The organism is Enterococcus sp. DIV0187 (assembly GCF_051713785.1).
Lineage (GTDB): Bacteria > Bacillota > Bacilli > Lactobacillales > Enterococcaceae > Enterococcus_A > Enterococcus_A avium.
Genome location: NZ_JBIOQO010000001.1, coordinates 190050 through 212342 on the forward strand (window position 1 = coordinate 190050; position 22293 = coordinate 212342).

Sequence of the window (22293 nt, forward strand, 5' to 3'; positions counted from 1 at the left end):
GGGTTTAAACAGTTAATCAAGATATTTTAAGAAAGGGCATACAAATTGAGAGAATAAATCGATTAAAATTGTTGTATCCACCGCAAAAAAATGGTAATCTAAGAAAATGAAGGGCTCAAAAAGATGGATGTTATCATTAAAGCCCTAACATAAAAAAACATTTTTTTTTATAAAGGAGAACGGTCAATATGGAAAAAAAAGATTTTCACGTAGTAGCAGAAACAGGGATTCATGCACGTCCCGCAACTTTATTGGTGCAAGCTGCAAGCAAATTTAACTCTGATATTAACTTAGAGTATAAAGGAAAATCAGTTAACCTTAAATCAATCATGGGAGTTATGTCTCTAGGTGTTGGCCAAGGCTCTGACGTGACTATCTCTGCTGAAGGTGCTGACGAAAAAGAAGCAATGGAAGCAATCGTAGAAACAATGAAGAAAGAAGGATTATCTGAATAATGGTTGAATTACTAAAAGGTATTGCCGCAAGTGACGGAGTTGCCGTTGCGAAAGCTTATCTGCTAGTACAACCGGATTTATCTTTCAAACAAAATAATGTAGAAGACACTGCTGCCGAAGAAAAGCGTTTAGACGACGCTTTGGCGGCTTCTTCTGCTGAATTAGAAAAAATTCGGGATAAAGCAGCGAAAAGCTTAGGTGAAGAAGAAGCACAAGTTTTTGATGCTCATTTAATGGTTCTTTCAGATCCAGAAATGATTGGTCAAATTAAGCAACATATTCAAGATAACAAAGTGAATGCTGAAAGCTCACTTAAAGAAGTAACTGATATGTATATTGGCATGTTCGAGGCAATGGATGATAACGCTTATATGCAAGAACGTGCAGCGGATATTCGCGACGTAACGAAACGTGTTATGGCGCATTTATTAGGAGTATCTTTGCCAGATCCATCAATGATCGACGAAGAAGTTATCGTTGTAGCGCATGACTTGACGCCAAGTGATACTGCTCAACTAGATAAAAATTTTGTTAAAGCCTTTGTTACTGATATTGGCGGACGTACGTCTCACTCAGCAATTATGGCTCGTTCATTAGAAATCCCAGCAATCGTTGGTACGAAAGAAATCACTTCTAAAGTAAAGGAAGGCGATGTACTGGCAGTTAATGGAATCATCGGTGAAACGATCGTTAACCCAACTGAAGAACAAGCGGCTGAATACAAAAAAGCTGGCGAAGCTTACGCAACGCAAAAAGCAGAATGGGAAAAATTAAAGGATGCAGAAACAGTTACAGCTGATGGCAAGCATTTTGAATTAGCAGCAAACATCGGTACACCAAAAGATCTTGAAGGCGTTCATAATAATGGCGCTGAAGCGATCGGCTTGTACCGTACTGAATTCTTATATATGGACTCTTCAGATTTTCCAACAGAAGACGATCAATTTGAAGCTTACAAAGCCGTTTTAGAAGGCATGGGCGACAAACCAGTCGTAGTTCGTACAATGGATATCGGGGGAGACAAAGAGTTACCTTATTTAACATTACCTCACGAAATGAATCCATTCTTGGGTTATCGTGCATTGCGTATTAGTCTATCCGAACTAGGCGATGACATGTTCCGTACACAATTACGTGCATTGTTGCGCGCTTCTGTTCATGGTAACTTACGCATCATGTTCCCAATGGTTGCGACATTAAAAGAATTCCGTGCAGCGAAGAAAATGTTCAACGAAGAAAAAGAAAAATTGGTTAAAGAAGGCGTGGAAGTTTCTGATACGATCCAAGTCGGAATCATGATCGAAATTCCAGCTGCAGCTGTACTAGCTGACAAGTTTGCCAAAGAAGTTGATTTCTTCAGTATCGGAACAAATGACTTAATTCAATACACGATGGCAGCTGACCGTATGAACGAACGCGTTTCTTACCTTTACCAACCATATAACCCATCAATTCTACGCTTAATCAAAAACGTGATTGATGCAGCACACGCTGAAGGAAAATGGGCTGGTATGTGCGGCGAGATGGCCGGCGATCAAACTGCTGTTCCATTGTTAATGGGTATGGGCTTAGATGAGTTCTCTATGAGTGCTACATCTGTGCTTAGAACTCGTAGCTTGATGAAACGTCTAACAACAACTAAGATGGCTGAATTAGCTGAAAAAGCATTGAAAGAATGCGATACAATGGAAGAAGTTCAAGAATTAGTAGAAGAATATGTAAAATAAAAATGGTTTATTGAACCGTTGCCTTTTAAAGGCAACGGTTTTTTACATATCTTCTTAAAAAAAAACGAAGCAAACGTTTTCATTGTAAAATCAGACTATAGGTTGAGAAAAAGCTGAAATGCTTATGATATAATTGATTTGTTTTAGAAGGAAGTCAATTTTCGATTTGCTTACTGCTTTAAGAAGTGAATCGAGAAAATAAAAATAATTATGCAAAGAGTCATCATAGTGAAATGTAGAAGGAGGCGCTTATGAAAATATTATTATACTTTGAAGGTCAGAATGTAATTGGTAAATCTGGCATTGGACGAGCGCTTAGCCACCAAAAAAGAGCGTTAAGCTCCATGGGCATTGATTATACATTGGACCCTAAAGCGACTGATTATGATATTTTACATATTAATACGTATGGACCGAAAAGCTTACGTTTAGTAAAAAAAGCCAAAAGACTCGGTAAAAAAGTTGTTTTTCACGCACATTCAACTGAAGAGGATTTTCGAAATTCATTTGTTGGGTCGAATCAGGTTGCGCCCTTGTTCAAAAAATGGCTTGTCACTTTATACGAACAAGCAGATCATTTAATTACGCCGACACCCTATTCAAAAAAATTGTTGCGCAGTTATGGCTTAACTCAGCCGATCTCGGCTATTTCAAATGGGATTGATTTAAAAAAATACTATCCTGACGAACATAAAGAAGCAGCCTTTAGGAAACATTTTAATTTGACGGAAACGCAAAAGGTCATCATTTGTGTGGGACTCTTTTTTGAACGCAAGGGAATTCTAGATTTTGTTAAGATTGCAGAGAAAATGCCTGAATATACATTTATTTGGTTTGGTGATGTACCAATGATTTCGATCCCGGCGAATATTAGACACGTTGTAAAAAAAGCACACCCCAAAAATGTTATTTTTCCTGGCTATATCAATGGAGATTTGATTGAAGGGGCCTATTCGGGAACTGATTTATTCTTCTTTCCTTCTTATGAAGAAACTGAAGGGATTGTTGTACTAGAAGCCTTAGCTAGTCAGCAGCAGGTCTTATTAAGAAATATTCCTGTCTACGATGGTTGGATGGAGGATCGAAAGAATTGCTATATGGGGGATAACAATCAAGAATTTGAACAATTGATTCATCAATTAGTCAATCATCGTTTACCTAATCTTTCTATGGCTGGTTTTAGAACAGCTCAGGAAAAAAGTATTACGCAAATTGGTGAAGAGTTGAAATCTGTTTATCAAGCGGTTTTGGAGCTGCCGTATGATCATCAGGTCTATGCAAAAGTTACAAAATAGTTTGGAGGAGTGGACGTGCGGATCGGTTTTTTTACAGACACTTATTTTCCCCAGGTCAGCGGGGTAGCAACATCAATTAGAACACTAAAAAATGAACTGGAAAAGCAAGGCCATGAGGTTTATATTTTTACGACGACAGATCCCGATGCAGATGAATTTGAAAAGGATATTGTACGTATGCCTAGCGTTCCTTTTATATCCTTTACAGATCGGCGGATTGTAGTCCGTGGTCTTTGGTTTGCTTATCAAATTGCCAAGGAATTAGAATTAGAGATCATTCATACACATACAGAGTTTGGGACCGGATTTTTAGGGAAAATGGTAGCAAATCGTTTGCGTATCCCAGTCATTCATACCTATCATACGATGTATGAAGACTATCTTCACTATATTGCGAATGGGAAAGTCGTAAGACCATCTCACGTTAAGCATTTCATAAAAATGTTTGTTAATCACTCAACTGGCGTCGTGTGCCCTAGTAAACGTGTGGTGGACACACTAAAGCGTTATGAAGTTGATGTTCCAATGCGAATTATTCCTACAGGCATTGATGTATCTAGATTTTCACGAGCTGATATAACGAAGAAAGATACAGATCAGCTGCGGGATAAGTTAGGATTACACACAGATGATTTGATGATTTTATCATTGAGCCGGATTTCTTATGAAAAGAATATCCATGTCATTGTTCAACAATTTCCGGAGGTTTTAATGAGTTATCCTAACGCTCGACTAGTAATTGTTGGCAAGGGGCCTTATCGTGAAGATTTAGAAGAGTTAAGTCGTCAATTAGGTGTCGAAGACTATATACAATTTACTGGAGAAGTTCCTCATGAGGATGTCGCATATTATTATCATGCTGCAGATTATTTTGTTAGCGCCTCTACTTCAGAGACACAAGGCTTGACCTACGCCGAAGCAATTGCGTCGGGGACACAATGCATTGTTGAAGGAAATGATTACTTAAATCAATTGTTAAACGATGAGTCTTTGGGAATCACATTTGAACAGGATGCGGATTTTAGTGAAAGTTTTGTTAGTTATGTTCAACAACAGATCGCTATAGATCCTAGGGTCCAACAAAAAAAACTAATGGAAATTTCGGCTGAGCGCTTCGGTGATGAGATGATCAAGTTCTATCAAGAGATGATTGCTTATTATGCTGAAAACTATACGGAAGTAAGATTGCCTAGTCGAACAGTTCAAAAAATGCGGGTTCGAATTAATTCCCTTAGAAACAACGAAGATAAATAAAGCTGAAATCCACCTCTTCATGTATACTGGAGGTGGATTATTTTTTATTATGGAGGGTTAATAGCATGAGAATAGGATTTATCGGTACTGGTGTAATGGGAAAATCAATCGTTAAACATTTTTTAGCAAAGGGTCATGAAGTGATGGTGTACAATCGTACAAAAAGCAAAACAGATGAATTAGTTGCCCAAGGTGCGATTTGGCAAGAGACACCAGCAGAAGTTACGAATGCTAGTGAAATTATTTTTTCAATGGTAGGCTATCCTAGCGATGTAGAAGAAATTTATTATGGCGCAAACGGAATCTTCTCAGTAGAGGTTAAAGATAAGATTTTGGTTGATTTAACAACTTCAACTCCAACGCTGGCTGAAAAGATTTATCAAACAGCTAAAAAAGAGGGCGCAGCAGCTTTAGACGCTCCGGTATCCGGGGGGGATTTAGGGGCTCAGAATGGAACATTATCGATAATGGTAGGCGGAGATCAAGCAGTATACGATAGTGTTGTACCTCTTTTCGATATTATGGGCAAAAGCTATTCTCTTCAAGGAAAAGCTGGTGCTGGTCAGCACACAAAAATGGCAAATCAGATCATGATTGCTGGAACGATGACGGGGATGACAGAAATGCTGGTCTACGCTAAGGCGGCGAACTTAGATGTAGAGAAAGTTTTGGAGACATTAGGTGGCGGCGCAGCACAAAATTGGTCTATGAGCAATTATGCACCACGGATTCTAAAAGCTGATTACTCCCCTGGCTTTTTCGTCAAACATTTTATCAAAGACTTAAAAATTGCTTTAGATGAAGCAGAGAAGATGCACTTAAACCTCCCTGCAACAAAATTAGCGACTGAATTATATGAACGGTTAGCTGACCAAGGATTCGACAATGACGGGACACAAGCATTAATTAAATTATGGTGGTCGAAATCTTAAGTTAGATTTAGTAAAAAAAACATAAATTTATTGATGAAAATCAATGCAAGATACGGTCGGATTTGATACAATAAGACAGAATTGAGAAGAAGGGGGGCACCTAGATGAAACATTCACAATTAGTTGCCATTATTAAACGCTTAGAAGCAATGACTGAATCGACTGATAATGAAGTACAAGTACGTCGTTTTGAAAAAGAGGGCGTAGAAAAATGTACTGTAACTTATGATAATACGACAGAAACATTTGAGCTGACTGAAAGCGACAGCAAACAATCTTATCAATTTGATAACATCGATATTGTTGCGATGGAAATTTATGATTTGATTCAATAAAACGGGGAAACCCGTTTTTTTTGTACACATTTTTACTTGTTTAACTAATAGTTAGTAAGAGTGCTACTCAGACTAGTAGCTTCATTACTTCCTATTTTTAGATGGTCACCTTTTTCTTTGGACTAAAGGGTTTTCAGATAATTTTTGATTATAATTTTATGAGTAATTCCTATTTTTTAAGCCAACTCAGGTCAAATCTTTTGAACTTATTAAGATTTAGTCAGAAGATATTATGAGGAGGTAATGATATGTTAGACAAAGAAGTATACAATCAACTATTTAAGCCATCTTTTTCAAAGAGAACGCAAGTTACTTTCTGGGATGGTTCTGTGAAAGAGTATGGTGATTCTGAAAGTGAAGTAATCTTCAAAATTATTTTCAACGAAAAGATCCCTGTTAAAGAACTCATAAATAATGCTTCATTAGCATTAGGCGAAGCTTATATGGAAAAGAAAATCGAGATCGAGGGCGACCTGCAGGCATTGATTTATGATGTTTATAATCAAGCGGATGGTTTTTTTCATAATACGAATTTTAAGAAATGGATGCCAAAGGAAAAGCACACAAAAAAGCAATCCGCTCATGATATTCATAGTCACTATGATTTAGGAAATGATTTTTATGAGATGTGGCTAGATCATACTTTGACCTATTCTTGTGCATTTTTTGAGTCGCCAAACGATACTTTGGAACAAGCACAAATAAATAAAGTTCATCACATCTTAGATAAACTATTTATTCAACCAGGTGAAACATTGTTAGACATCGGTTGTGGTTGGGGTACGTTGATTTTGACAGCCGCGAAAGAATATAAGGTCAAGGCTAAAGGTATTACGTTAAGCGAGGAGCAATATCAGCATATCCAAGAAATAATCACCAAAGAACAACTAGAAGATACTGTTTCAGTAGAACTTATGGATTACCGTGATTTAGTTGGAACTTTCGATCATATTACAAGTGTCGGTATGTTTGAACACGTTGGTGCCGAAAATTTGCAAGAATATTTCAAAGTGATCAAACGACATTTAGCGCCAAATGGTACGGCTTTGATCCATGGTATCAGTCGTCAGCAAGGCGGTGCGAAAAATGCGTGGATTAATCAATATATTTTTCCAGGCGGGTATATTCCTGGTGTGACGGAATTAGTCGGACATATCACAGAAAACGATTTACAATTAATTGATCTTGAAAGCTTGCGACGTGATTATCAATTAACCTTAGAACATTGGACAAGAAATTTCCATCAAGTTGCTGACAAAGTTATGGAGCAAAAAGACGAAGTTTTCTATCGAATGTGGGATTTATATTTGCAAGCTTGTGCAGCATCATTTCAGGCCAGCAATATCGATGTCATTCAATATTTACTGGTTCATCCAAATAATAATTCAATACCCATGCATCGGAATGTTTAAGAAGCGGAACTCCCGCTTCTTTTTTGAATTAAAATAAGTGTAATATAGATTGTGACTATACATATTCAGTATTCTCAATTACTGATATAATTATTTTATAAAAATTACGTGTTTCTTTTTTCAAGGAGGAATTATGGTAAAACAAATAAAAAATAGCATGAAAGAAAAAATCAAAAGGCTCATTGAACTCCCCTACGTTCTAAAATTCTTTTTAGTTTTTTCAAGTTTTTTTGGTGTGTTGATGATAAAGACAATTCCTCCACTGCAAGCGCCAGATGAGATTGGGCATTATGTAAAAGCAGAAGCTTTTTCGGATTTTAAAATTCGTCCACGAGAAAAGTCTTCAACTTCTAGTAAAAAAGGAAATTCAACCTGGGGAGAATATGGATTTAAGGTCTCTTCTGAAATTTACAAAATGAATGAGTATGCTAATCAGACACAAGGAAAAGAGTCTAAACCTCCCTACCAGATAAAAGAAAAAAATATTGCAGAAAAAATGTTTATTGGTACTGGTGGTATTACCAACTATTCGTTTATTAATTATATACCTCAATTAATAGGCATTCAGATTGGGAAATTATTTCAAAAAAACTATGTCTGGCAATACTATTCAGCGAGAGTGTTCAATTTAATTTTTTATATTTTTATTGTTTTTTTCGCCCTTAAAATTTTCCCTTTTTCTAAGTGGGGAGCAGCAATACTTGCGCTGAATCCAATGGCCTTATTTTTGACCTCTTCTGTTTCAGGCGACGGTATGATAATTGCTGGAAGTTTTTTCTTTACTTCTTGGATGTTGAAATTAATTAGCGAGGCAAAAATAACAGATCGACAAATGTTAGTCAGCGCTCTGATGATGGTGAGCCTTGTCTTGATGAAACCAACGTTAATCGTATTAGGAATATTGTTCTTTTTAATCCCTAACAAAACTTTGGATCTAAAAAGAAAGGGTATTTGGGGTATAGGAATTTTTCTTATTAGTATTTTACTTTATGTTTCCTGGAATAAATTAATGATCGATCAACAGCTTCTTTATCGTGATTTTGCAAATCCTGAAGCTCAGGTAAAAGCGTTTCTCAATAATCCCCAGATATTTTTCGTAAATTTTTTCGAGAATTATCTATTTGGAATAAAAGGGGATGGCATCATCTATTCTTTTGTCGGAAATTTTGGATGGTTAGATACGCCACTGGGATGGCATTGGGTGATTATTTATTTTATCAGTCTGACCATCGGCTGCCTAGTCCAACAAGAGGGAGATCATTCTTTATTGATCCTCCAACGTGTATTGATGATATTAGGAATTGTCGCATATATATTTCTTACTTTTTTTGCTTTGTATCAGATATGGAATAAGGTTAATCGCAAAAGCTCTATTGAAGGTGTCCAAGGAAGATATTTTATCCCAGGAAGTTTACTCATTGTTCCGCTATTTTCCAGTAAAGAAAAAATCTTGAGTTTGTCGAATAAAAAAATTAATATGATTTTGTCTTTATGTATGTTGACTGTTTTACTCGCAACCATGATTACATTAAATAATCGCTATATTTAAGAATCGCTAATATGCGGTTCTTTTTTTAATTACTTTGACAGCCAAAGTATTTTTTTATGACTAGATTTATCTATATTGAGTGTTAATCATTAATTTTTGGTTAATTGAAAAAATCTTGTTGCATTCAGAAAAAAAATAAGATATAGTTTGAACATCAAATGATTTGATAATCAAACTAATTAGGTGAGGACATGGAAAGAAACTGGGAAGAATTAAATACCTATTTAGTTTCAATTTTCAACGACGTTTTGTCGATTGAAGAAAACGAACTAAAAAAATCACAATTCAGCGATTTGACGATCACGGAGATGCATACCATTGATGCGATCGGGATGTACAAGAAGAAAACGACCACGGAGGTTGCTAGAGAGCTATTAGTAACTGTTGGGACTTTAACGACATCGATCAATCGCTTAGTGAAAAAGGGCTATGTAGAACGAATTCGCAGTGAGGATGATCGCCGCGTTGTCAAATTAGGTCTAACGAAAAAAGGAAGACTCGTTTTTCGTATTCATCAACATTTTCATCATGAAATGGTCAAAAGTGCCATCAAGGATTTAGATGAGGATGAACAAGAGGTTTTCTTAAAGGCGCTAGTGAATCTATATAGTTACTTAGAGGAGATCAAATGAGTATGAGTTTCGGAAAAATAACCGCAACAGCCCGTTATTTACCTAAGAAAATCGTGAGTAATGATGACTTGGCTGAATGGATGGATACTTCTGATGAATGGATTCAATCACGTACTGGAATTAAACAGCGTCACATTGCAGAAACTGAAAATACTTCAGATATGTGTGCGCTGGTTGCAAAAAAATTGATTGATAAATCTGGGATTGATCCAGTAGATTTAGACTTCATTATCGTTGCAACGATGTCACCAGATTACACTTCTCCTTCTGTCGCTTGTCAGGTACAAGGAGAACTTGGAGCTAAACAAGCAATGGCCTTCGATATTGCAGCCGCTTGTGCGGGGTTTGTCTATGCACTGGCGACAGCTGAAAATTTTATGCGTGCGGGAATGCAACGAGGCATTGTGATCGGCGGTGAGAAAACTTCGAAGTTGTTGGATTGGCAGGATCGTTCTTCTGCAGTTCTTTTCGGTGATGGTGCAGCGGGTGTTTTGCTAGAAGCAAATGAAAAAGCTTCTATTATAAAGCAAATGTTGCGAGCAGATGGTGAGCGCGCCAATTCGTTGACATCTGGTTTCCGCAAAAACAGTAATATTTTCCATGAAGGACCAGAAACGAGTGCGGCCTTAGCAATGGACGGTCGCGGCATCTGGAATTTCGCCTTGAATGATGTCACTAAAAGTTTGAAGGAATTTATTGGTGAAGAAACAGTTGATTATTATCTGCTGCATCAAGCCAATAAACGAATCATTGAAAAAATTGCTCGTAAAATGAATGAGCCAATTGAAAAATTCCCCATGAATCTGATGAATTATGGGAACACTTCAGCGGCGAGCATCCCCATTTTATTGGATGAACTCATTGAAGCAAATATTTTGTCATTAAATAGCAATCAAAAAGTGGTATTGACAGGCTATGGCGGTGGATTAGCGTGGGGAAACCTACTTATCCAGCTGTAAGTTTGTTAAAAATATAAAAACTAAAACTTAAAATTATCGGAGGAAACAACTTATGACATTCGAAAAAATCCAAGACATTATCGTAGAAGAACTAGGGGTAGAAAAAGAGGAAGTTAAATTAGAAACAAATATCCAAGAAGATCTTGAAGCAGACAGCTTAGATTTATTCCAAATCATCAACGAAATCGAAGACGAATTTGATGTGAAAATCGAAACAGAAGATGGCATCACAACAGTTAAAGATTTAGTTGAATATGTTGAAAAACAACAAAACGCTTAATTAATAAAATTTCGGGAAAAGGCTAGGCGTAAGGCCTGGCCTTTCCTGCTATTAGGAGACGATCATGAAAACAGCATTCTTGTTCAGCGGGCAGGGCGCTCAATATGTCGGGATGGGTAAAGAGTTGTACCAGCAAGAAACAATTGTGAAGGAAACGTTTGAAGAAGCCAGCGATCTGCTAGGTTTTTCGATGGAGAATTTATGCTTCGAAGAAAATAACCAGCTTAACGAAACGAAATATACGCAACCAGCAATATTAACAGTCAGCACCGCTTTTTTACGTGTGTTAAGGACTAAAGGCTATCAGGCTGATGCAGTTGCAGGATTGAGTTTAGGAGAGTATACAGCATTAGTTGCTTCTGGTGCATTAGCATTCAGTGACGCCGTTCAGTTGGTTCACAAACGAGGGCAATTTATGAGTGAAGCAGCACCGACTGGCAGTGGGAAAATGGTGGCTGTGATGAATACGCCAGCAGAGATCATTGAAGACTGCTGTAAGCAAGCTTCGGCTTTAGGTATTGTTTCGCCAGCAAACTATAATACTCCGCAACAAATCGTGATTGGCGGTGAAGTGGCCGCAGTTGAAAAAGCGGAAGAATTATTGCAAGCTGCTGGAACAAAACGGATGATTTCATTGAATGTCAGTGGACCATTCCATACAGCGCTATTGGAACCAGCCAGCAAGCGTCTAAACGAAGTATTGCAGACAATCACTTTTAATGAAATGCAAGTGCCTGTGATTTCAAATACGACAGCGGAAATTATGCCACAGGATCAAGTCGTGGAGCTTTTGACAAAACAAGTCATGTCGCCAGTTCGTTTCAGTGATAGTATTGTAACTCTGAAAGAACTTGGTGTGTCGCAATTGATTGAGATTGGTCCTGGAAAAGTCTTGACGGCCTTTATCAAGAAAATTGATCGCACGTTAGCAACCAGTCGTGTAGAAGATGTAAAGACATTAGCTGAGACGGTCAGTTTTTTAGGTGAATAGTATGAGTAGTGAGAATAAATTCCTTAAAATGAATTAGGAGGATCGAATGGAACTAACGAATAAAACAGTGTTTATTACCGGCAGTAGTCGTGGAATCGGCTGGGGCATCGCAAAGACTTTTGCTCAAGCAGGTGCAAATGTCGTTTTGAACGGTCGAAAGGAAATTCCAGCAGACAAGATTGCTGAAATCGAAGCGTTCGGCGTAAAATGCATTAGTATTTGCGGAGACATCAGCTCATTCGATGAAGCGGGCAGAATGATTAAGGAATGTGAAGAGTCGTTGGACTCGATCGATATTTTGATCAACAATGCTGGTATCACGAAGGATCAGTTGCTTTTACGCATGAAACCGGAAGATTTCGATGCGGTTATGGATATCAATTTGAAGGGAACCTTCAACATGACCCAGCAAGTTTTGAAAAAAATGATGAAAAAACGCGCTGGTGTGATCATCAACCTTTCTAGTGTGGTTGGTCTGATCGGAAATGTTGGACAAAGCAATTATGCAGCGAGTAAAGCTGGTGTGATTGGATTTACTAAAGCGGTAGCTAGAGAAGTTGCTCCGCGAGGCATCACCTGCAACGCGATCGCTCCTGGTTTTATCAAAACAGATATGACAGATGAATTAAACGATAAAGTAAAAGAACAAATGGAAGGTCAAATCCCGTTGAAATGTTTCGGCAGTGTAGAGGATGTGGCGAATGCTGCGTTATTCTTAGCTCAAAACAGCTACATCACTGGCCAAGTGCTAAATGTGGATGGCGGAATGGTCATGTAAAGAAAGGAAGGAAGTAAATGAATCGTGTTGTAATTACAGGCTTTGGTGTCGCATCACCAATTGGTAACGATGAAGAGACATTTTTAAAGAATTTAAAAGAAGGAAATCATGGTTTTGGACCGATCACACGTTTTGATGCCAGCGAAACGGGTATCTCAGTAGCAGCAGAAGTCAAGGATTTCCCTTTGGAAAAATATTTTGTTAAAAAAGATACGAAACGGATGGAAACTTATTCATTGTATGCCATCTATTCTGCTCTTGAAGCGTTAGAAATGAGCGGTATTAACACAGAAGAGGAAAACATGGAACGTTTTGGCGTGATGATTGGCTCTGGTGTTGGCGGTTTGGGAACAATCCAAGATCAGGTACTAAAAATGGATGCAAAGGGCCCCGCTCGAGTATCACCAATGTTTGTTCCTTTGGCTATTGCTAATATGGCTGCAGGAAATGTGGCATTACGAATTGGTGCAAAAGGAATTTGTACTAGTACTGTAACAGCTTGTGCTAGTGGCACACATTCAATCGGTGAAGCATTTAGAAATATAAAGCATGGCTATTCTGATGTAATTGTCGCTGGTGGTGCTGAATCATGTATTAATAAAATTGGAATAGCTGGTTTTGCGGCTTTAACAGCTTTGAGCACTTCGGAAGACCCTGCTCGTGCATCCATTCCGTTTGATAAAGATCGTAACGGATTTGTGATGGGAGAAGGTGCCGGTGTCTTGGTCTTGGAATCTTTAGACCATGCGCAAAAACGCGGTGCAAAAATTCTAGGTGAAGTTGTTGGTTATGGTGCAACCTGTGATGCATACCATATGACATCGCCTACACCTGATGGTGATGGTGCTGCAAGAGCGATTACTGAAGCAATTAAAGAGGCTGGAATTCAGCCAGAAGAAGTGAATTATGTGAATGCTCACGGTACAAGTACGCCACCTAATGATGTTCCTGAGAGTCGAGCGATTGCGAAAGCATTGACTGACAATGCTTATGTCAGCAGTACAAAATCGTTGACTGGCCACTTATTGGGCGGTGCTGGCGGAGTCGAAGCGGTAGCATCCCTAATGGCTTTACAACATCAATTTATTCCACCAACTGCAAATATTAAAGAGATCGATCCAGAGGTTGTAGCAAATGTTGTAATCAATGAAGCAAAAGAAACAACAGTCAACTACGCTGTAAGTAATTCTCTAGGTTTTGGCGGTCACAACGCTGTGATTTGTTTGAAACGCTGGGAGGCATAACAATGGAAATCAACGAAGTCAAAGAACTGCTGAATCAATTCAACGATTCGAGCCTCACTGAATTTGATTTACGAGAGGGCAGTTTTGAATTATATATGAATAAAAATCAAATAAATCGTCAAACTGCGGCACCTAGTCAAACGGAACAATCCGTGGAAGCGCCAGTCGCTGTAGCAACTTCGACTAGTTCGACAACGGTTGAACCGGAAGCAGCACCAACTGTGGCAAAAGGAGAAGGTCAAGTTATCACTTCACCAATCGTAGGGATTGTCTACTTACAGCCATCTCCAGATCAAGAGGCCTATAAATCAGTTGGTGATTCAGTGAAACAGGGAGAAACTGTTTGCATCATTGAAGCAATGAAATTGCTAAATGAAATCACGAGTGATTTTGATGGCACTGTTACTGAGATCTTAGTAGAAAATGAAGACGTTGTTGAATACGGCCAACCACTATTCCGAATTGGTTAAATAGGCTGTTCGTTGTGAGTTACACTTGGGTGTTTTTAATGGTTAGTGGACTCGGATGCCAACGACAATTAAAAGGTTGTTTTTTGAATTGATTTTATTTTCCCAATTCTTCGCGTTTCTAACTTTAGTGAATTAGGCTACGTAGAGAAAATCAGACTGATAAAAAAACAATCCGTTAATATGAACGAGGAGGATTTAAAATGCTAACAATTGAAGAAATTAAAGAAATTATCCCGCATCGCTATCCAATGTTGTTGATCGATCGCGTAGAAGAATTAGAAGCAGGTAAAAGTATCAAAGCAAAGAAAAATGTTTCTGTTAATGAACCATTCTTCCAAGGACATTTCCCTCATGAACCAGTAATGCCTGGTGTATTAATCGTTGAAGCAATGGCCCAAGCAGGTGCTGTCGCTTTATTATCAATGGAGGAGTTCAAAGGCAAAACAGCTTATTTTGGAGGAATCGATAAAGCGAAATTCCGTAAGAAAGTCGTTCCGGGAGATACTTTAGTATTAGAAGTAGAATTAACAAAAGTTCGTTCTTCAGCTGGTTGCGGAAAAGGCATCGCGTATGTCGATGGCAAAAAAGTAGCCGAAGCAGAATTGACTTTTATGATTGGATAGATGTCTATGTTTTCAAAAATTTTGATCGCCAACCGTGGCGAAATTGCCGTACGAATCATCCGTGCCTGTCGTGAATTAGGAATTCAGACAGTTGCGGTTTATTCTGAGGCGGATAAAGAAGCATTACACACTGAGATGGCGGACGAAGCGATTTGCATCGGTCCGGCTCGTTCAAGCGAATCCTATTTAAACATGCAGGAAATTTTAAGCGCAGCAATTGTGACCAATGCAGAAGCAATCCATCCAGGTTTTGGTTTCTTGTCAGAAAATAGTTTGTTTGCAACGATGTGTGCCGAATGCAATATCAAATTTATCGGACCAAGTGAAAAAACCATCGACGCGATGGGAAATAAAATCCACGCGCGACAATTGATGCAAGAAGCCGGTGTTCCAGTCATTCCCGGCAGTGATGGAGCGATCGATACTTTAGAGGAAGCTGAAAAGCTAGCAGATAGAATCGGTTATCCAGTCATGCTGAAAGCTGCTGCTGGCGGAGGCGGGAAAGGCATTCGTAAAGTTCCTAAGAAAAGTGAACTTGAAAAACATTTTCTATCTGCGAAATCAGAAGCTAAAGCAGCTTTTGGCGATGATGCGATGTATATGGAAAAAATTATTTACCCAGCGCGCCATATTGAGGTGCAGATTCTTGGGGATCAGCAGGGTGAGGTCATCCATCTAGGCGAACGAGATTGTTCATTACAACGGAACAATCAAAAGGTTTTAGAAGAAGCGCCTTCTGTAGTGATTGGCGAAGAGAATCGTAAGATGCTTGGAGATATTGCTGTTAAGGCAGGAAAGGCTGTAAATTACGAAAGCGCTGGAACAATTGAGTTTTTACGTGATGAAGAGGGCAATTTCTACTTTATGGAGATGAATACGCGTATCCAAGTGGAGCATCCCATCACAGAAATGATCACGGGAATCGATATTGTCAAAAAGCAAATCAAGATTGCTGCTGGCGAGCCTTTAGGTTTAAAACAATCAGACGTAAAATTTCAGGGCCATTCTATCGAGTGTCGGATCAATGCTGAAAATCCAGCGTTCAATTTTGCGCCTTCTCCAGGGAAAATCAAAACGTTGCTATTACCAAGCGGTGGTTTAGGCTTACGCGTAGACAGTGCGATGTACAGCGGAGTAACAATCCCACCATATTATGATTCAATGATTGCGAAGATTATCGTTCACGGAGAAGACCGTTTTGATGCTCTAATGAAGATGCAAAGAGCCTTAGGTGAATTTGTTTCAGATGGTGTGATTACGAACGTTGAATTCCAAATGGATCTGATCAGCCACCCAAGTGTTTTATTTGGAGATTATGATACAAGCTTCTTACAAAAAACATTTTTACCTGAATGGCAACAAAGCGAGTAGGAGGAATTTAGGTGGGCCTTTTTAATAAGAAAAAAAACTACATTCGGATCAATCCTAATCGCGACAGTGTACCGACAACGAAGCCAACTGTCCCTGACGATATGTGGGCGAAATGTCCAAATTGTAAACGAACACTCTATAAAAAAGAGATGGGTGCCGAAAAAGTTTGTCCTCACTGTGGATACAGCTTTCGAATCAGCGCTTGGGAACGATTGGCATTGACGATTGATGAAAAAAGTTTTATCGATTGGGACAATGATTTAGTTCAAAAAAATCCGATTGATTTTCCTGGGTATTTGGCTAAAATCGATAAAACAAAAGAAGCAACTGGGTTGGATGAAGCTGTTATAACAGGCAAAGCAACGATTAATGATCAAAATGTTGCAATCGGTGTAATGGATGCTAACTTTATTATGGGCAGTATGGGAACTGTGGTTGGTGAAAAAATCACACGACTCTTTGAAAAAGCGATCGTTGAAGAATTACCAGTCGTGCTTTTTACGGCTTCTGGCGGTGCTCGAATGCAAGAAGGAATTTTTTCTTTAATGCAAATGGCTAAAATTTCGGCGGCGGTTAAGCGTCATAGTAATGCTGGCTTACTTTATATTACTGTCTTAACTGATCCGACAACTGGTGGCGTGACCGCTAGTTTCGCGATGGAAGGCGATATTATCTTAGCTGAACCACAAACTTTAGTTGGATTTGCTGGTCGACGAGTGATCGAACAGACGATTCGTCAACAACTGCCGGATGATTTTCAAAAAGCGGAATTTCTTTTGCAGCATGGGTTTATTGATCAGATCGTTCCGCGTTTAGAGCTGCGCGATCGTTTAACGCAATTATTATCATTCCATCAACAGAAAGGCTGGTGCGAATAATGGGTCTGACTGCTGGAGAAATTGTAAAATTAGCGAGACATCAAGAACGTCTGACTAGTCTGGATTATTTCGAAAAAATTTTTACCGATTTTCAAGAATTCCATGGTGATCGTTTATTCGGTGATGATCCTGCGATCGTTGGCGGAATTGCGAATCTTACAGGAAAGCCAGTCACTGTGATCGGGATTCAAAAAGGAAACGATCTAAAAGAAAATATGGCGCGTAATTTCGGTCAGCCCAATCCTGAAGGTTATCGCAAAGCGTTACGTTTAATGAAGCAGGCAGAAAAATTCAAGCGACCTGTGATTTGCTTCGTGAATACGCCTGGAGCTTTCTGCGGTGTTGAAGCCGAAGAGCGTGGCGAGGGGGAAGCCATTGCTCGTAACCTTATGGAAATGTCTGATTTAAAAGTACCAATTATTTCGATTGTAACTGGAGAAGGCGGTAGTGGAGGTGCTTTAGCCTTGGCTTTAGCTGATGAAGTCTGGATGATGGAATACAGCATTTATGCGATTCTTTCACCCGAAGGCTTTGCATCGATTCTTTGGAAAGATGGAAAGCGCGCGGATGAGGCGGCAGAGCTGATGAAAATTACCGCAGCTGAGCTTTTAGAGCTAGATGTTATTGACCGAGTTATTCCTGAAACGTTGAAGGGAAAAAAACTCAGTGAAGATAAGGTTATTCGCATGATGAAAAAATTATTGATTGAAAAAATTACTGAGTTATCAAAAATTTCTACTAAAGAATTGATCGAAAATAGATATCAACGATTTCGTAAATTTTAACCAAACATCCGACGACGGCAAAGGCCGTCGTCTTTGTTTTTATATAATGAAAATTGAGAGTAGTCAGAAGTTTTCTATCAATCATGATAAAAATATTTATACATTTAAGGGTGGGATATATGCAACAATAGAACTTATATCCAAAAATATTTTAATATTTATACATAAAAATGCTTGTTTTATGAAAATTACATGCTATAATAAATTCATTGAAAAAAGCATTCAAAAATAGGAGGAATTAGGATGAAAAAGATTACCGGCTTAGTCATGACATTAGTAGCATTATTTACCTTAGCAGCATGTGGTGGAGGCGGCGATAAATCATCGGACTCATCAAGTGCTAAAACAGAGGATCAATTGGCAGCAATCAAAAAAGCAGGCGTATTAAAGGTGGCAACTTCAGCGGACTATGCACCGTTTGAGTTCCATACCATGGTGGACGGTAAAGATAAAATTGTCGGTGCAGATATCGATTTAGTCAATGAGATTGCCAAGCAATTAGGAGTCAAGGCGGAAGTTTCAGACATGAGCTTTAACACTGTTTTAGCTTCATTGAAGGAAGGAAAATCGGATATCGCTATCTCAGCGATTTCTGCTACAAAAGAACGTCAGGAACAATTTAATTTTACGGATAACTACTACAATCCGCCACAAGTAGTGATTATCAATAAAAAGAATGAAAATAAATTTACAAGTTTAGATACGTTAAAAGATAAAAATGTCGGTGCGCAAAAAGGTTCGATTCAAGAGGATGTTGTAAAAACACAAATTAAAGATGCCAAACTTGTTTCAATCGAAAAAGTACCAAACATGGTGATTGAAGTGAACAGCGGTTCGTTAGATGCAATGGTTGTAGAAAAAACAATCGCAGAATCTTATGTCCAACAAAATCCTGAATTAATGATCGCTAATATTGATTTAAAGGCAAATGAAGATGAAGCCTTCGCAATTGCTTTACCAAAAGATGGCAGTGATAAACTACAAGCAGAAATTAATAAGATTATCAAAAAGTTGAATGATGAAGGCAAGATTGATGAATATGTTCAACAAAATCATGAATTAGCCGAAAAATCAGCAGAAGAATAGGGGAAACAGGTTTTGAACTTTTCTTTTTTGGATAAATACTTATCTTATTTCGTTTCAGGAGCAGGAATTACTGTTATTATCTCGCTAGTAACAGTTTGTCTTGGGACTTTAATCGGTCTTGCAATGGCACTATTAAAGTTATCTAAACACAAGCCCTTAAACTGGTTAGCAAATATCTACATCGAAGTGCTTCGCGGCACTCCGATGTTATTACAAATTACAATCGGCTTTTTAATTTTACAAGGCTTTTTTCCTTCCAAAGATTTAGATGTCGGGGTGTTAACAGTTAGTCTGAGTCGCTTATTTCCAGGGATGATTGTCCTATCTTTGAATTCTGGAGCCTATGTTGCAGAAATCATTCGTGGCGGTATTACAGCGGTGAATTATGGTCAGACGGAAGCTGCGCATTCATTAGGATTGCGTCCAGCGCAAACAATGCGTTATGTGATCTTACCACAAGCGTTGAGAAACCTCCTACCGCCATTAGGAAATGAATTTATTACTTTGATTAAGGATTCATCTTTGCTTGCAACGATTGGGATCAATGAATTAATGGGCTCTGCCCAAATCGTTGTCTCAAACTCTTATATTCCTTTAGAACCATTAATTGTCGCTGCGGCCGTTTATTTCGTGATGACCTTCATCACTTCCCGTTTAGTAAATCTGTGGGAGAAAAAACTTGGAAAAGGCTATCAGCGATAAGGAGCAGAGGTGAATATAATGACAGAAGCATTGATTCAAATTGAACATCTAAATAAAAAATTTGGTGACAATGAAGTCCTGAAGGATATATCTGCGGAGATTCTCTCAGGCGAAGTGGTCGTGATTATCGGGCCCTCTGGTTCTGGAAAAAGCACGTTTTTACGATGTGTCAATTTATTGGAGGTTCCGACTTCAGGCACTATTAGATTCGAAGGAACAGATATTACTGATAAAAAGAATGACATTTTTAAAACACGTGAAAAAATGGGGATGGTTTTTCAACAGTTCAATTTATTTCCCAATATGACGGTTTTAGACAATATCACTTTATCACCGATTAAGGTTAAAGGATTGGCAAAAGCTGAAGCGGAAACGATCGCGAAGGAATTGCTTGAAAAAGTGGGCTTGTCGGAAAAAGCTGGGGCGTACCCGCAATCGTTATCTGGTGGACAACAGCAGCGTATTGCTATCGCACGTGCATTAGCAATGCAACCAGATGTTATGCTCTTTGATGAACCAACCTCAGCACTTGATCCTGAAATGGTCGGCGACGTATTAGAAGTTATGCAGCAGCTGGCTAAAGAAGGAATGACCATGATGATCGTGACTCACGAAATGGGATTTGCTAAGGAAGTTGGCGATCGTGTCATCTTTATGGATGGCGGTGTGATTGTAGAAGAAGGAACTCCAGAGGACGTTTTTGACCACACGAAAAGCCCTCGAACGATTGATTTTTTGTCAAAAGTATTATAAGAATAGTGAGACTAGGCAAAGAAAGCCTAGTCTTTTTTTAAACCTTTGTAGCGAAATGTAGAGTTTTCAAAAAAATTGCGTTATAATCAGGTTTTGTAGAAGTATAAATAAAGTTATAGGAGTTGCCATGTTAGATAAATACAAACCAACGTGGATGGTCGAAGCCATTTATCAAATAACCCCTGAGCAATTAAAGATGCATGGATTCAGAGCGGTTTTGACGGATTTAGATAATACCTTGATTGCTTGGAACAATCCTAACGGTACAAAAGAGCTGATTGATTGGCTGAAAATGATGGATGACGCAGGAATTCCTGTGGTTGTTGTTTCAAATAATAAGGCTAGCCGCGTGGCTAAAGCGTTAGAAAGCTTTCAACTAGACTTTGTTGCTCGGGCAATGAAACCATTTGCGGTGGGAATAAAGAATGCTCAGCAGCAATTGGGCGTTTCAAAAGATGAGATTGTTATGATTGGTGATCAAGTGATGACTGATATTCGCGGAGCTAATGCAGCTGGTATACGCAGCATTCTGGTTCGTCCCATTTTAAACACAGATGGTTGGAATACGCGAATCAATCGTTTTTTTGAACGTCGTGTGATGCATATTTTGTTGCGCAAAGATCCTGATATGAAATGGAAGAGTGAACTATAAATGGAAGAAGAATTATTTTGTATCGGCTGTGGTGCGAAGATTCAAACAGAGCATTCAAATGAATTAGGCTACACACCGCTTTCAGCTTTGGAAAAAGGCCTAGCCAGTGGCGAAGTTTACTGTCAGCGCTGCTTTCGTTTGCGTCATTATAATGAGATTCAAGATGTGTCATTGACTGATGATGACTTTTTACGTTTATTGAATGAGTTAGGAAAAGCAGACGCCTTGATTGTAAATGTGGTGGACATTTTTGATTTTAATGGCTCATTGATTCCTGGGCTGCACCGTTTTGTCGGTGATAATCCAGTGCTGTTAGTCGGAAATAAAGTCGATTTATTACCGAAATCATTGAAGAGAGGGCGTTTAACACAATGGATGCGAGAACGTGCTCATGAAGAAGGCTTGCGACCTATTGACATCTTATTAACAAGTGCGCGTAAATCAAATGAAATGGCTGATTTATTAGAAAAAATTGAAGAGTATCGAAATGGTCGAGATGTTTATGTAGTGGGTGTGACAAATGTTGGGAAATCGACATTGATTAATCAAATCATTAAGCAAACTGCTGGTGTTCAGGATTTAATCACAACCTCTCAGTTTCCAGGTACTACTTTAGATAAGATCGAGATTCCTTTAGACGATGGACACTATTTATTTGATACGCCGGGAATCATTCATCGTCATCAGATGGCACATTATCTGGGCAAGAAAGACTTGAAGATTATTGCACCTCATAAAGAAATTAAGCCTAAAGTTTATCAATTAAATGCTGGTCAAACATTGTTTTTAGGAGGGTTAGCTCGTTTTGATTTCATTCAAGGGGATCGCGCATCATTTGTTGCTTATGTATCAAATGACATTGAACCGCACCGGACGAAATTGGAAAAAGCGGACGCCTTCTATGAAAAACATGTCGGAGGATTATTGCAGCCACCACGTCCAGATGAGGTCGAAAGTTTCCCAGAACTGGTCCGTTTTGAATTTTCTATCAAAGAGAAGACAGACATCGTTTTTGCAGGTCTCGGCTGGGTAACAGTGACAAAGCCGGCTGTCGTAGCTGGTTGGGCACCGAAAGGCGTAGATGTTTTGACCCGTAAAGCACTGATTTAAAATCTATCATCCGAATAAGG

General features: G+C 38.7%; 24 protein-coding genes. All 24 read left to right on the top strand.

The genetic code is table 11. The features are described 5' to 3' along the window. Window positions 1-188: 188 nt before the first annotated feature. Window positions 189-455 (top strand): phosphocarrier protein HPr, encoded by a 267-nt coding sequence (locus tag IGI52_RS00955; RefSeq protein WP_010740408.1) that lies wholly within the window; start codon window positions 189-191, stop codon window positions 453-455. Continuing rightward, window positions 455-2182 carry a phosphoenolpyruvate--protein phosphotransferase gene (gene ptsP / locus IGI52_RS00960; protein WP_016180633.1) on the top strand — a complete coding sequence of 576 codons (1728 nt, stop codon included), beginning with the start codon at window positions 455-457 and terminating at the stop codon, window positions 2180-2182. The genes IGI52_RS00955 and ptsP overlap by 1 nt, the downstream gene beginning before the upstream one ends. Window positions 2183-2433: 251 nt before the next feature. Continuing rightward, complete coding sequence (locus IGI52_RS00965; RefSeq protein ID WP_438780156.1) at window positions 2434-3477, top strand: glycosyltransferase; 1044 nt, start codon at window positions 2434-2436, stop codon at window positions 3475-3477. Between the two features lie 15 nt (window positions 3478-3492). Then, window positions 3493-4731 carry a glycosyltransferase family 4 protein gene (locus tag IGI52_RS00970; RefSeq protein ID WP_438780157.1) on the top strand — a complete coding sequence of 413 codons (1239 nt, stop codon included), beginning with the start codon at window positions 3493-3495 and terminating at the stop codon, window positions 4729-4731. A gap of 32 nt (window positions 4732-4763) precedes the next feature. Then, the gene (locus IGI52_RS00975; protein WP_227150647.1) at window positions 4764-5663 is read left to right on the top strand and encodes an NAD(P)-dependent oxidoreductase; all 900 of its coding nucleotides are present in this window, start codon (window positions 4764-4766) and stop codon (window positions 5661-5663) included. A gap of 104 nt (window positions 5664-5767) precedes the next feature. Continuing rightward, the gene (locus IGI52_RS00980; RefSeq protein ID WP_016180637.1) at window positions 5768-5998 is read left to right on the top strand and encodes a YkuJ family protein; all 231 of its coding nucleotides are present in this window, start codon (window positions 5768-5770) and stop codon (window positions 5996-5998) included. 248 nt (window positions 5999-6246) lie between these two features. Next, on the top strand, window positions 6247-7410 hold the full coding sequence (locus IGI52_RS00985) for a cyclopropane-fatty-acyl-phospholipid synthase family protein (RefSeq protein ID WP_311895324.1): 1164 nt from the start codon (window positions 6247-6249) through the stop codon (window positions 7408-7410). Window positions 7411-7543: 133 nt separating this feature from the next. Then, complete coding sequence (locus IGI52_RS00990; protein WP_438780158.1) at window positions 7544-8959, top strand: DUF2142 domain-containing protein; 1416 nt, start codon at window positions 7544-7546, stop codon at window positions 8957-8959. A gap of 191 nt (window positions 8960-9150) precedes the next feature. Then, window positions 9151-9591 (top strand): fatty acid biosynthesis transcriptional regulator FabT, encoded by a 441-nt coding sequence (fabT, locus tag IGI52_RS00995; protein WP_016180640.1) that lies wholly within the window; start codon window positions 9151-9153, stop codon window positions 9589-9591. Then, complete coding sequence (locus IGI52_RS01000) at window positions 9588-10550, top strand: beta-ketoacyl-ACP synthase III (protein ID WP_438780159.1); 963 nt, start codon at window positions 9588-9590, stop codon at window positions 10548-10550. The genes fabT and IGI52_RS01000 overlap by 4 nt, the downstream gene beginning before the upstream one ends. A gap of 52 nt (window positions 10551-10602) precedes the next feature. Beyond that, on the top strand, window positions 10603-10830 hold the full coding sequence (locus tag IGI52_RS01005) for an acyl carrier protein (RefSeq protein WP_010746005.1): 228 nt from the start codon (window positions 10603-10605) through the stop codon (window positions 10828-10830). A gap of 64 nt (window positions 10831-10894) precedes the next feature. Further along, window positions 10895-11821 (top strand): ACP S-malonyltransferase, encoded by a 927-nt coding sequence (fabD, locus tag IGI52_RS01010; RefSeq protein ID WP_438780160.1) that lies wholly within the window; start codon window positions 10895-10897, stop codon window positions 11819-11821. A gap of 46 nt (window positions 11822-11867) precedes the next feature. Then, on the top strand, window positions 11868-12599 hold the full coding sequence (gene fabG / locus IGI52_RS01015; protein WP_016180643.1) for a 3-oxoacyl-[acyl-carrier-protein] reductase: 732 nt from the start codon (window positions 11868-11870) through the stop codon (window positions 12597-12599). Between the two features lie 17 nt (window positions 12600-12616). Then, a complete protein-coding gene (gene fabF / locus IGI52_RS01020) occupies window positions 12617-13843 on the top strand; it encodes a beta-ketoacyl-ACP synthase II (protein ID WP_016180644.1) in 1227 nt (408 codons plus the stop codon). A gap of 2 nt (window positions 13844-13845) precedes the next feature. Then, entirely contained in the window at window positions 13846-14313 is a 468-nt protein-coding gene (gene accB, locus IGI52_RS01025; RefSeq protein ID WP_438780161.1) for an acetyl-CoA carboxylase biotin carboxyl carrier protein, read from the top strand. Window positions 14314-14513: 200 nt separating this feature from the next. Next, on the top strand, window positions 14514-14936 hold the full coding sequence (fabZ, locus tag IGI52_RS01030; RefSeq protein ID WP_016180646.1) for a 3-hydroxyacyl-ACP dehydratase FabZ: 423 nt from the start codon (window positions 14514-14516) through the stop codon (window positions 14934-14936). A 6-nt stretch (window positions 14937-14942) separates the two neighbouring features. Further along, complete coding sequence (locus IGI52_RS01035) at window positions 14943-16307, top strand: acetyl-CoA carboxylase biotin carboxylase subunit (protein ID WP_270267985.1); 1365 nt, start codon at window positions 14943-14945, stop codon at window positions 16305-16307. An 11-nt stretch (window positions 16308-16318) separates the two neighbouring features. Then, the gene (gene accD / locus IGI52_RS01040; RefSeq protein ID WP_102872616.1) at window positions 16319-17185 is read left to right on the top strand and encodes an acetyl-CoA carboxylase, carboxyltransferase subunit beta; all 867 of its coding nucleotides are present in this window, start codon (window positions 16319-16321) and stop codon (window positions 17183-17185) included. After that, a complete protein-coding gene (locus tag IGI52_RS01045) occupies window positions 17185-17970 on the top strand; it encodes an acetyl-CoA carboxylase carboxyl transferase subunit alpha (RefSeq protein ID WP_438782205.1) in 786 nt (261 codons plus the stop codon). Before accD ends, IGI52_RS01045 begins: the two co-directional genes overlap by 1 nt. Window positions 17971-18213: 243 nt before the next feature. Then, entirely contained in the window at window positions 18214-19056 is an 843-nt protein-coding gene (locus IGI52_RS01050) for a transporter substrate-binding domain-containing protein (protein ID WP_102872617.1), read from the top strand. Between the two features lie 12 nt (window positions 19057-19068). Beyond that, window positions 19069-19758: an amino acid ABC transporter permease gene (locus tag IGI52_RS01055; RefSeq protein WP_438780162.1), complete on the top strand. Its 690-nt coding sequence runs from the start codon at window positions 19069-19071 to the stop codon at window positions 19756-19758. Between the two features lie 18 nt (window positions 19759-19776). Then, window positions 19777-20511, top strand: a complete 735-nt coding sequence (locus tag IGI52_RS01060) for an amino acid ABC transporter ATP-binding protein (RefSeq protein ID WP_438780163.1) — start codon at window positions 19777-19779, stop codon at window positions 20509-20511. A gap of 127 nt (window positions 20512-20638) precedes the next feature. Then, entirely contained in the window at window positions 20639-21163 is a 525-nt protein-coding gene (locus IGI52_RS01065) for a YqeG family HAD IIIA-type phosphatase (protein ID WP_016180653.1), read from the top strand. After that, a complete protein-coding gene (gene yqeH, locus IGI52_RS01070) occupies window positions 21164-22273 on the top strand; it encodes a ribosome biogenesis GTPase YqeH (protein WP_438780164.1) in 1110 nt (369 codons plus the stop codon). The last annotated feature ends 20 nt before the right edge of the window (window positions 22274-22293 follow it).

Excerpts from the sequence above, each read along its gene's own strand:
- IGI52_RS00955 (WP_010740408.1), top strand. The coding sequence starts at position 189 with ATGGAAAAAAAAGATTTTCACGTAGTAGCAGAAACAGGGATTCATGCA.
- ptsP (WP_016180633.1), top strand. The coding sequence starts at position 455 with ATGGTTGAATTACTAAAAGGTATTGCCGCAAGTGACGGAGTTGCCGTT.
- IGI52_RS00965 (WP_438780156.1), top strand. The coding sequence starts at position 2,434 with ATGAAAATATTATTATACTTTGAAGGTCAGAATGTAATTGGTAAATCT.
- IGI52_RS00980 (WP_016180637.1), top strand. The coding sequence starts at position 5,768 with ATGAAACATTCACAATTAGTTGCCATTATTAAACGCTTAGAAGCAATG.
- IGI52_RS00985 (WP_311895324.1), top strand. The coding sequence starts at position 6,247 with ATGTTAGACAAAGAAGTATACAATCAACTATTTAAGCCATCTTTTTCA.
- IGI52_RS00990 (WP_438780158.1), top strand. The coding sequence starts at position 7,544 with ATGGTAAAACAAATAAAAAATAGCATGAAAGAAAAAATCAAAAGGCTC.
- fabT (WP_016180640.1), top strand. The coding sequence starts at position 9,151 with ATGGAAAGAAACTGGGAAGAATTAAATACCTATTTAGTTTCAATTTTC.
- IGI52_RS01000 (WP_438780159.1), top strand. The coding sequence starts at position 9,588 with ATGAGTATGAGTTTCGGAAAAATAACCGCAACAGCCCGTTATTTACCT.
- IGI52_RS01005 (WP_010746005.1), top strand. The coding sequence starts at position 10,603 with ATGACATTCGAAAAAATCCAAGACATTATCGTAGAAGAACTAGGGGTA.
- fabD (WP_438780160.1), top strand. The coding sequence starts at position 10,895 with ATGAAAACAGCATTCTTGTTCAGCGGGCAGGGCGCTCAATATGTCGGG.
- fabG (WP_016180643.1), top strand. The coding sequence starts at position 11,868 with ATGGAACTAACGAATAAAACAGTGTTTATTACCGGCAGTAGTCGTGGA.
- fabF (WP_016180644.1), top strand. The coding sequence starts at position 12,617 with ATGAATCGTGTTGTAATTACAGGCTTTGGTGTCGCATCACCAATTGGT.
- accB (WP_438780161.1), top strand. The coding sequence starts at position 13,846 with ATGGAAATCAACGAAGTCAAAGAACTGCTGAATCAATTCAACGATTCG.
- fabZ (WP_016180646.1), top strand. The coding sequence starts at position 14,514 with ATGCTAACAATTGAAGAAATTAAAGAAATTATCCCGCATCGCTATCCA.
- IGI52_RS01035 (WP_270267985.1), top strand. The coding sequence starts at position 14,943 with ATGTTTTCAAAAATTTTGATCGCCAACCGTGGCGAAATTGCCGTACGA.
- IGI52_RS01045 (WP_438782205.1), top strand. The coding sequence starts at position 17,185 with ATGGGTCTGACTGCTGGAGAAATTGTAAAATTAGCGAGACATCAAGAA.
- IGI52_RS01050 (WP_102872617.1), top strand. The coding sequence starts at position 18,214 with ATGAAAAAGATTACCGGCTTAGTCATGACATTAGTAGCATTATTTACC.
- IGI52_RS01060 (WP_438780163.1), top strand. The coding sequence starts at position 19,777 with ATGACAGAAGCATTGATTCAAATTGAACATCTAAATAAAAAATTTGGT.
- IGI52_RS01065 (WP_016180653.1), top strand. The coding sequence starts at position 20,639 with ATGTTAGATAAATACAAACCAACGTGGATGGTCGAAGCCATTTATCAA.
- yqeH (WP_438780164.1), top strand. The coding sequence starts at position 21,164 with ATGGAAGAAGAATTATTTTGTATCGGCTGTGGTGCGAAGATTCAAACA.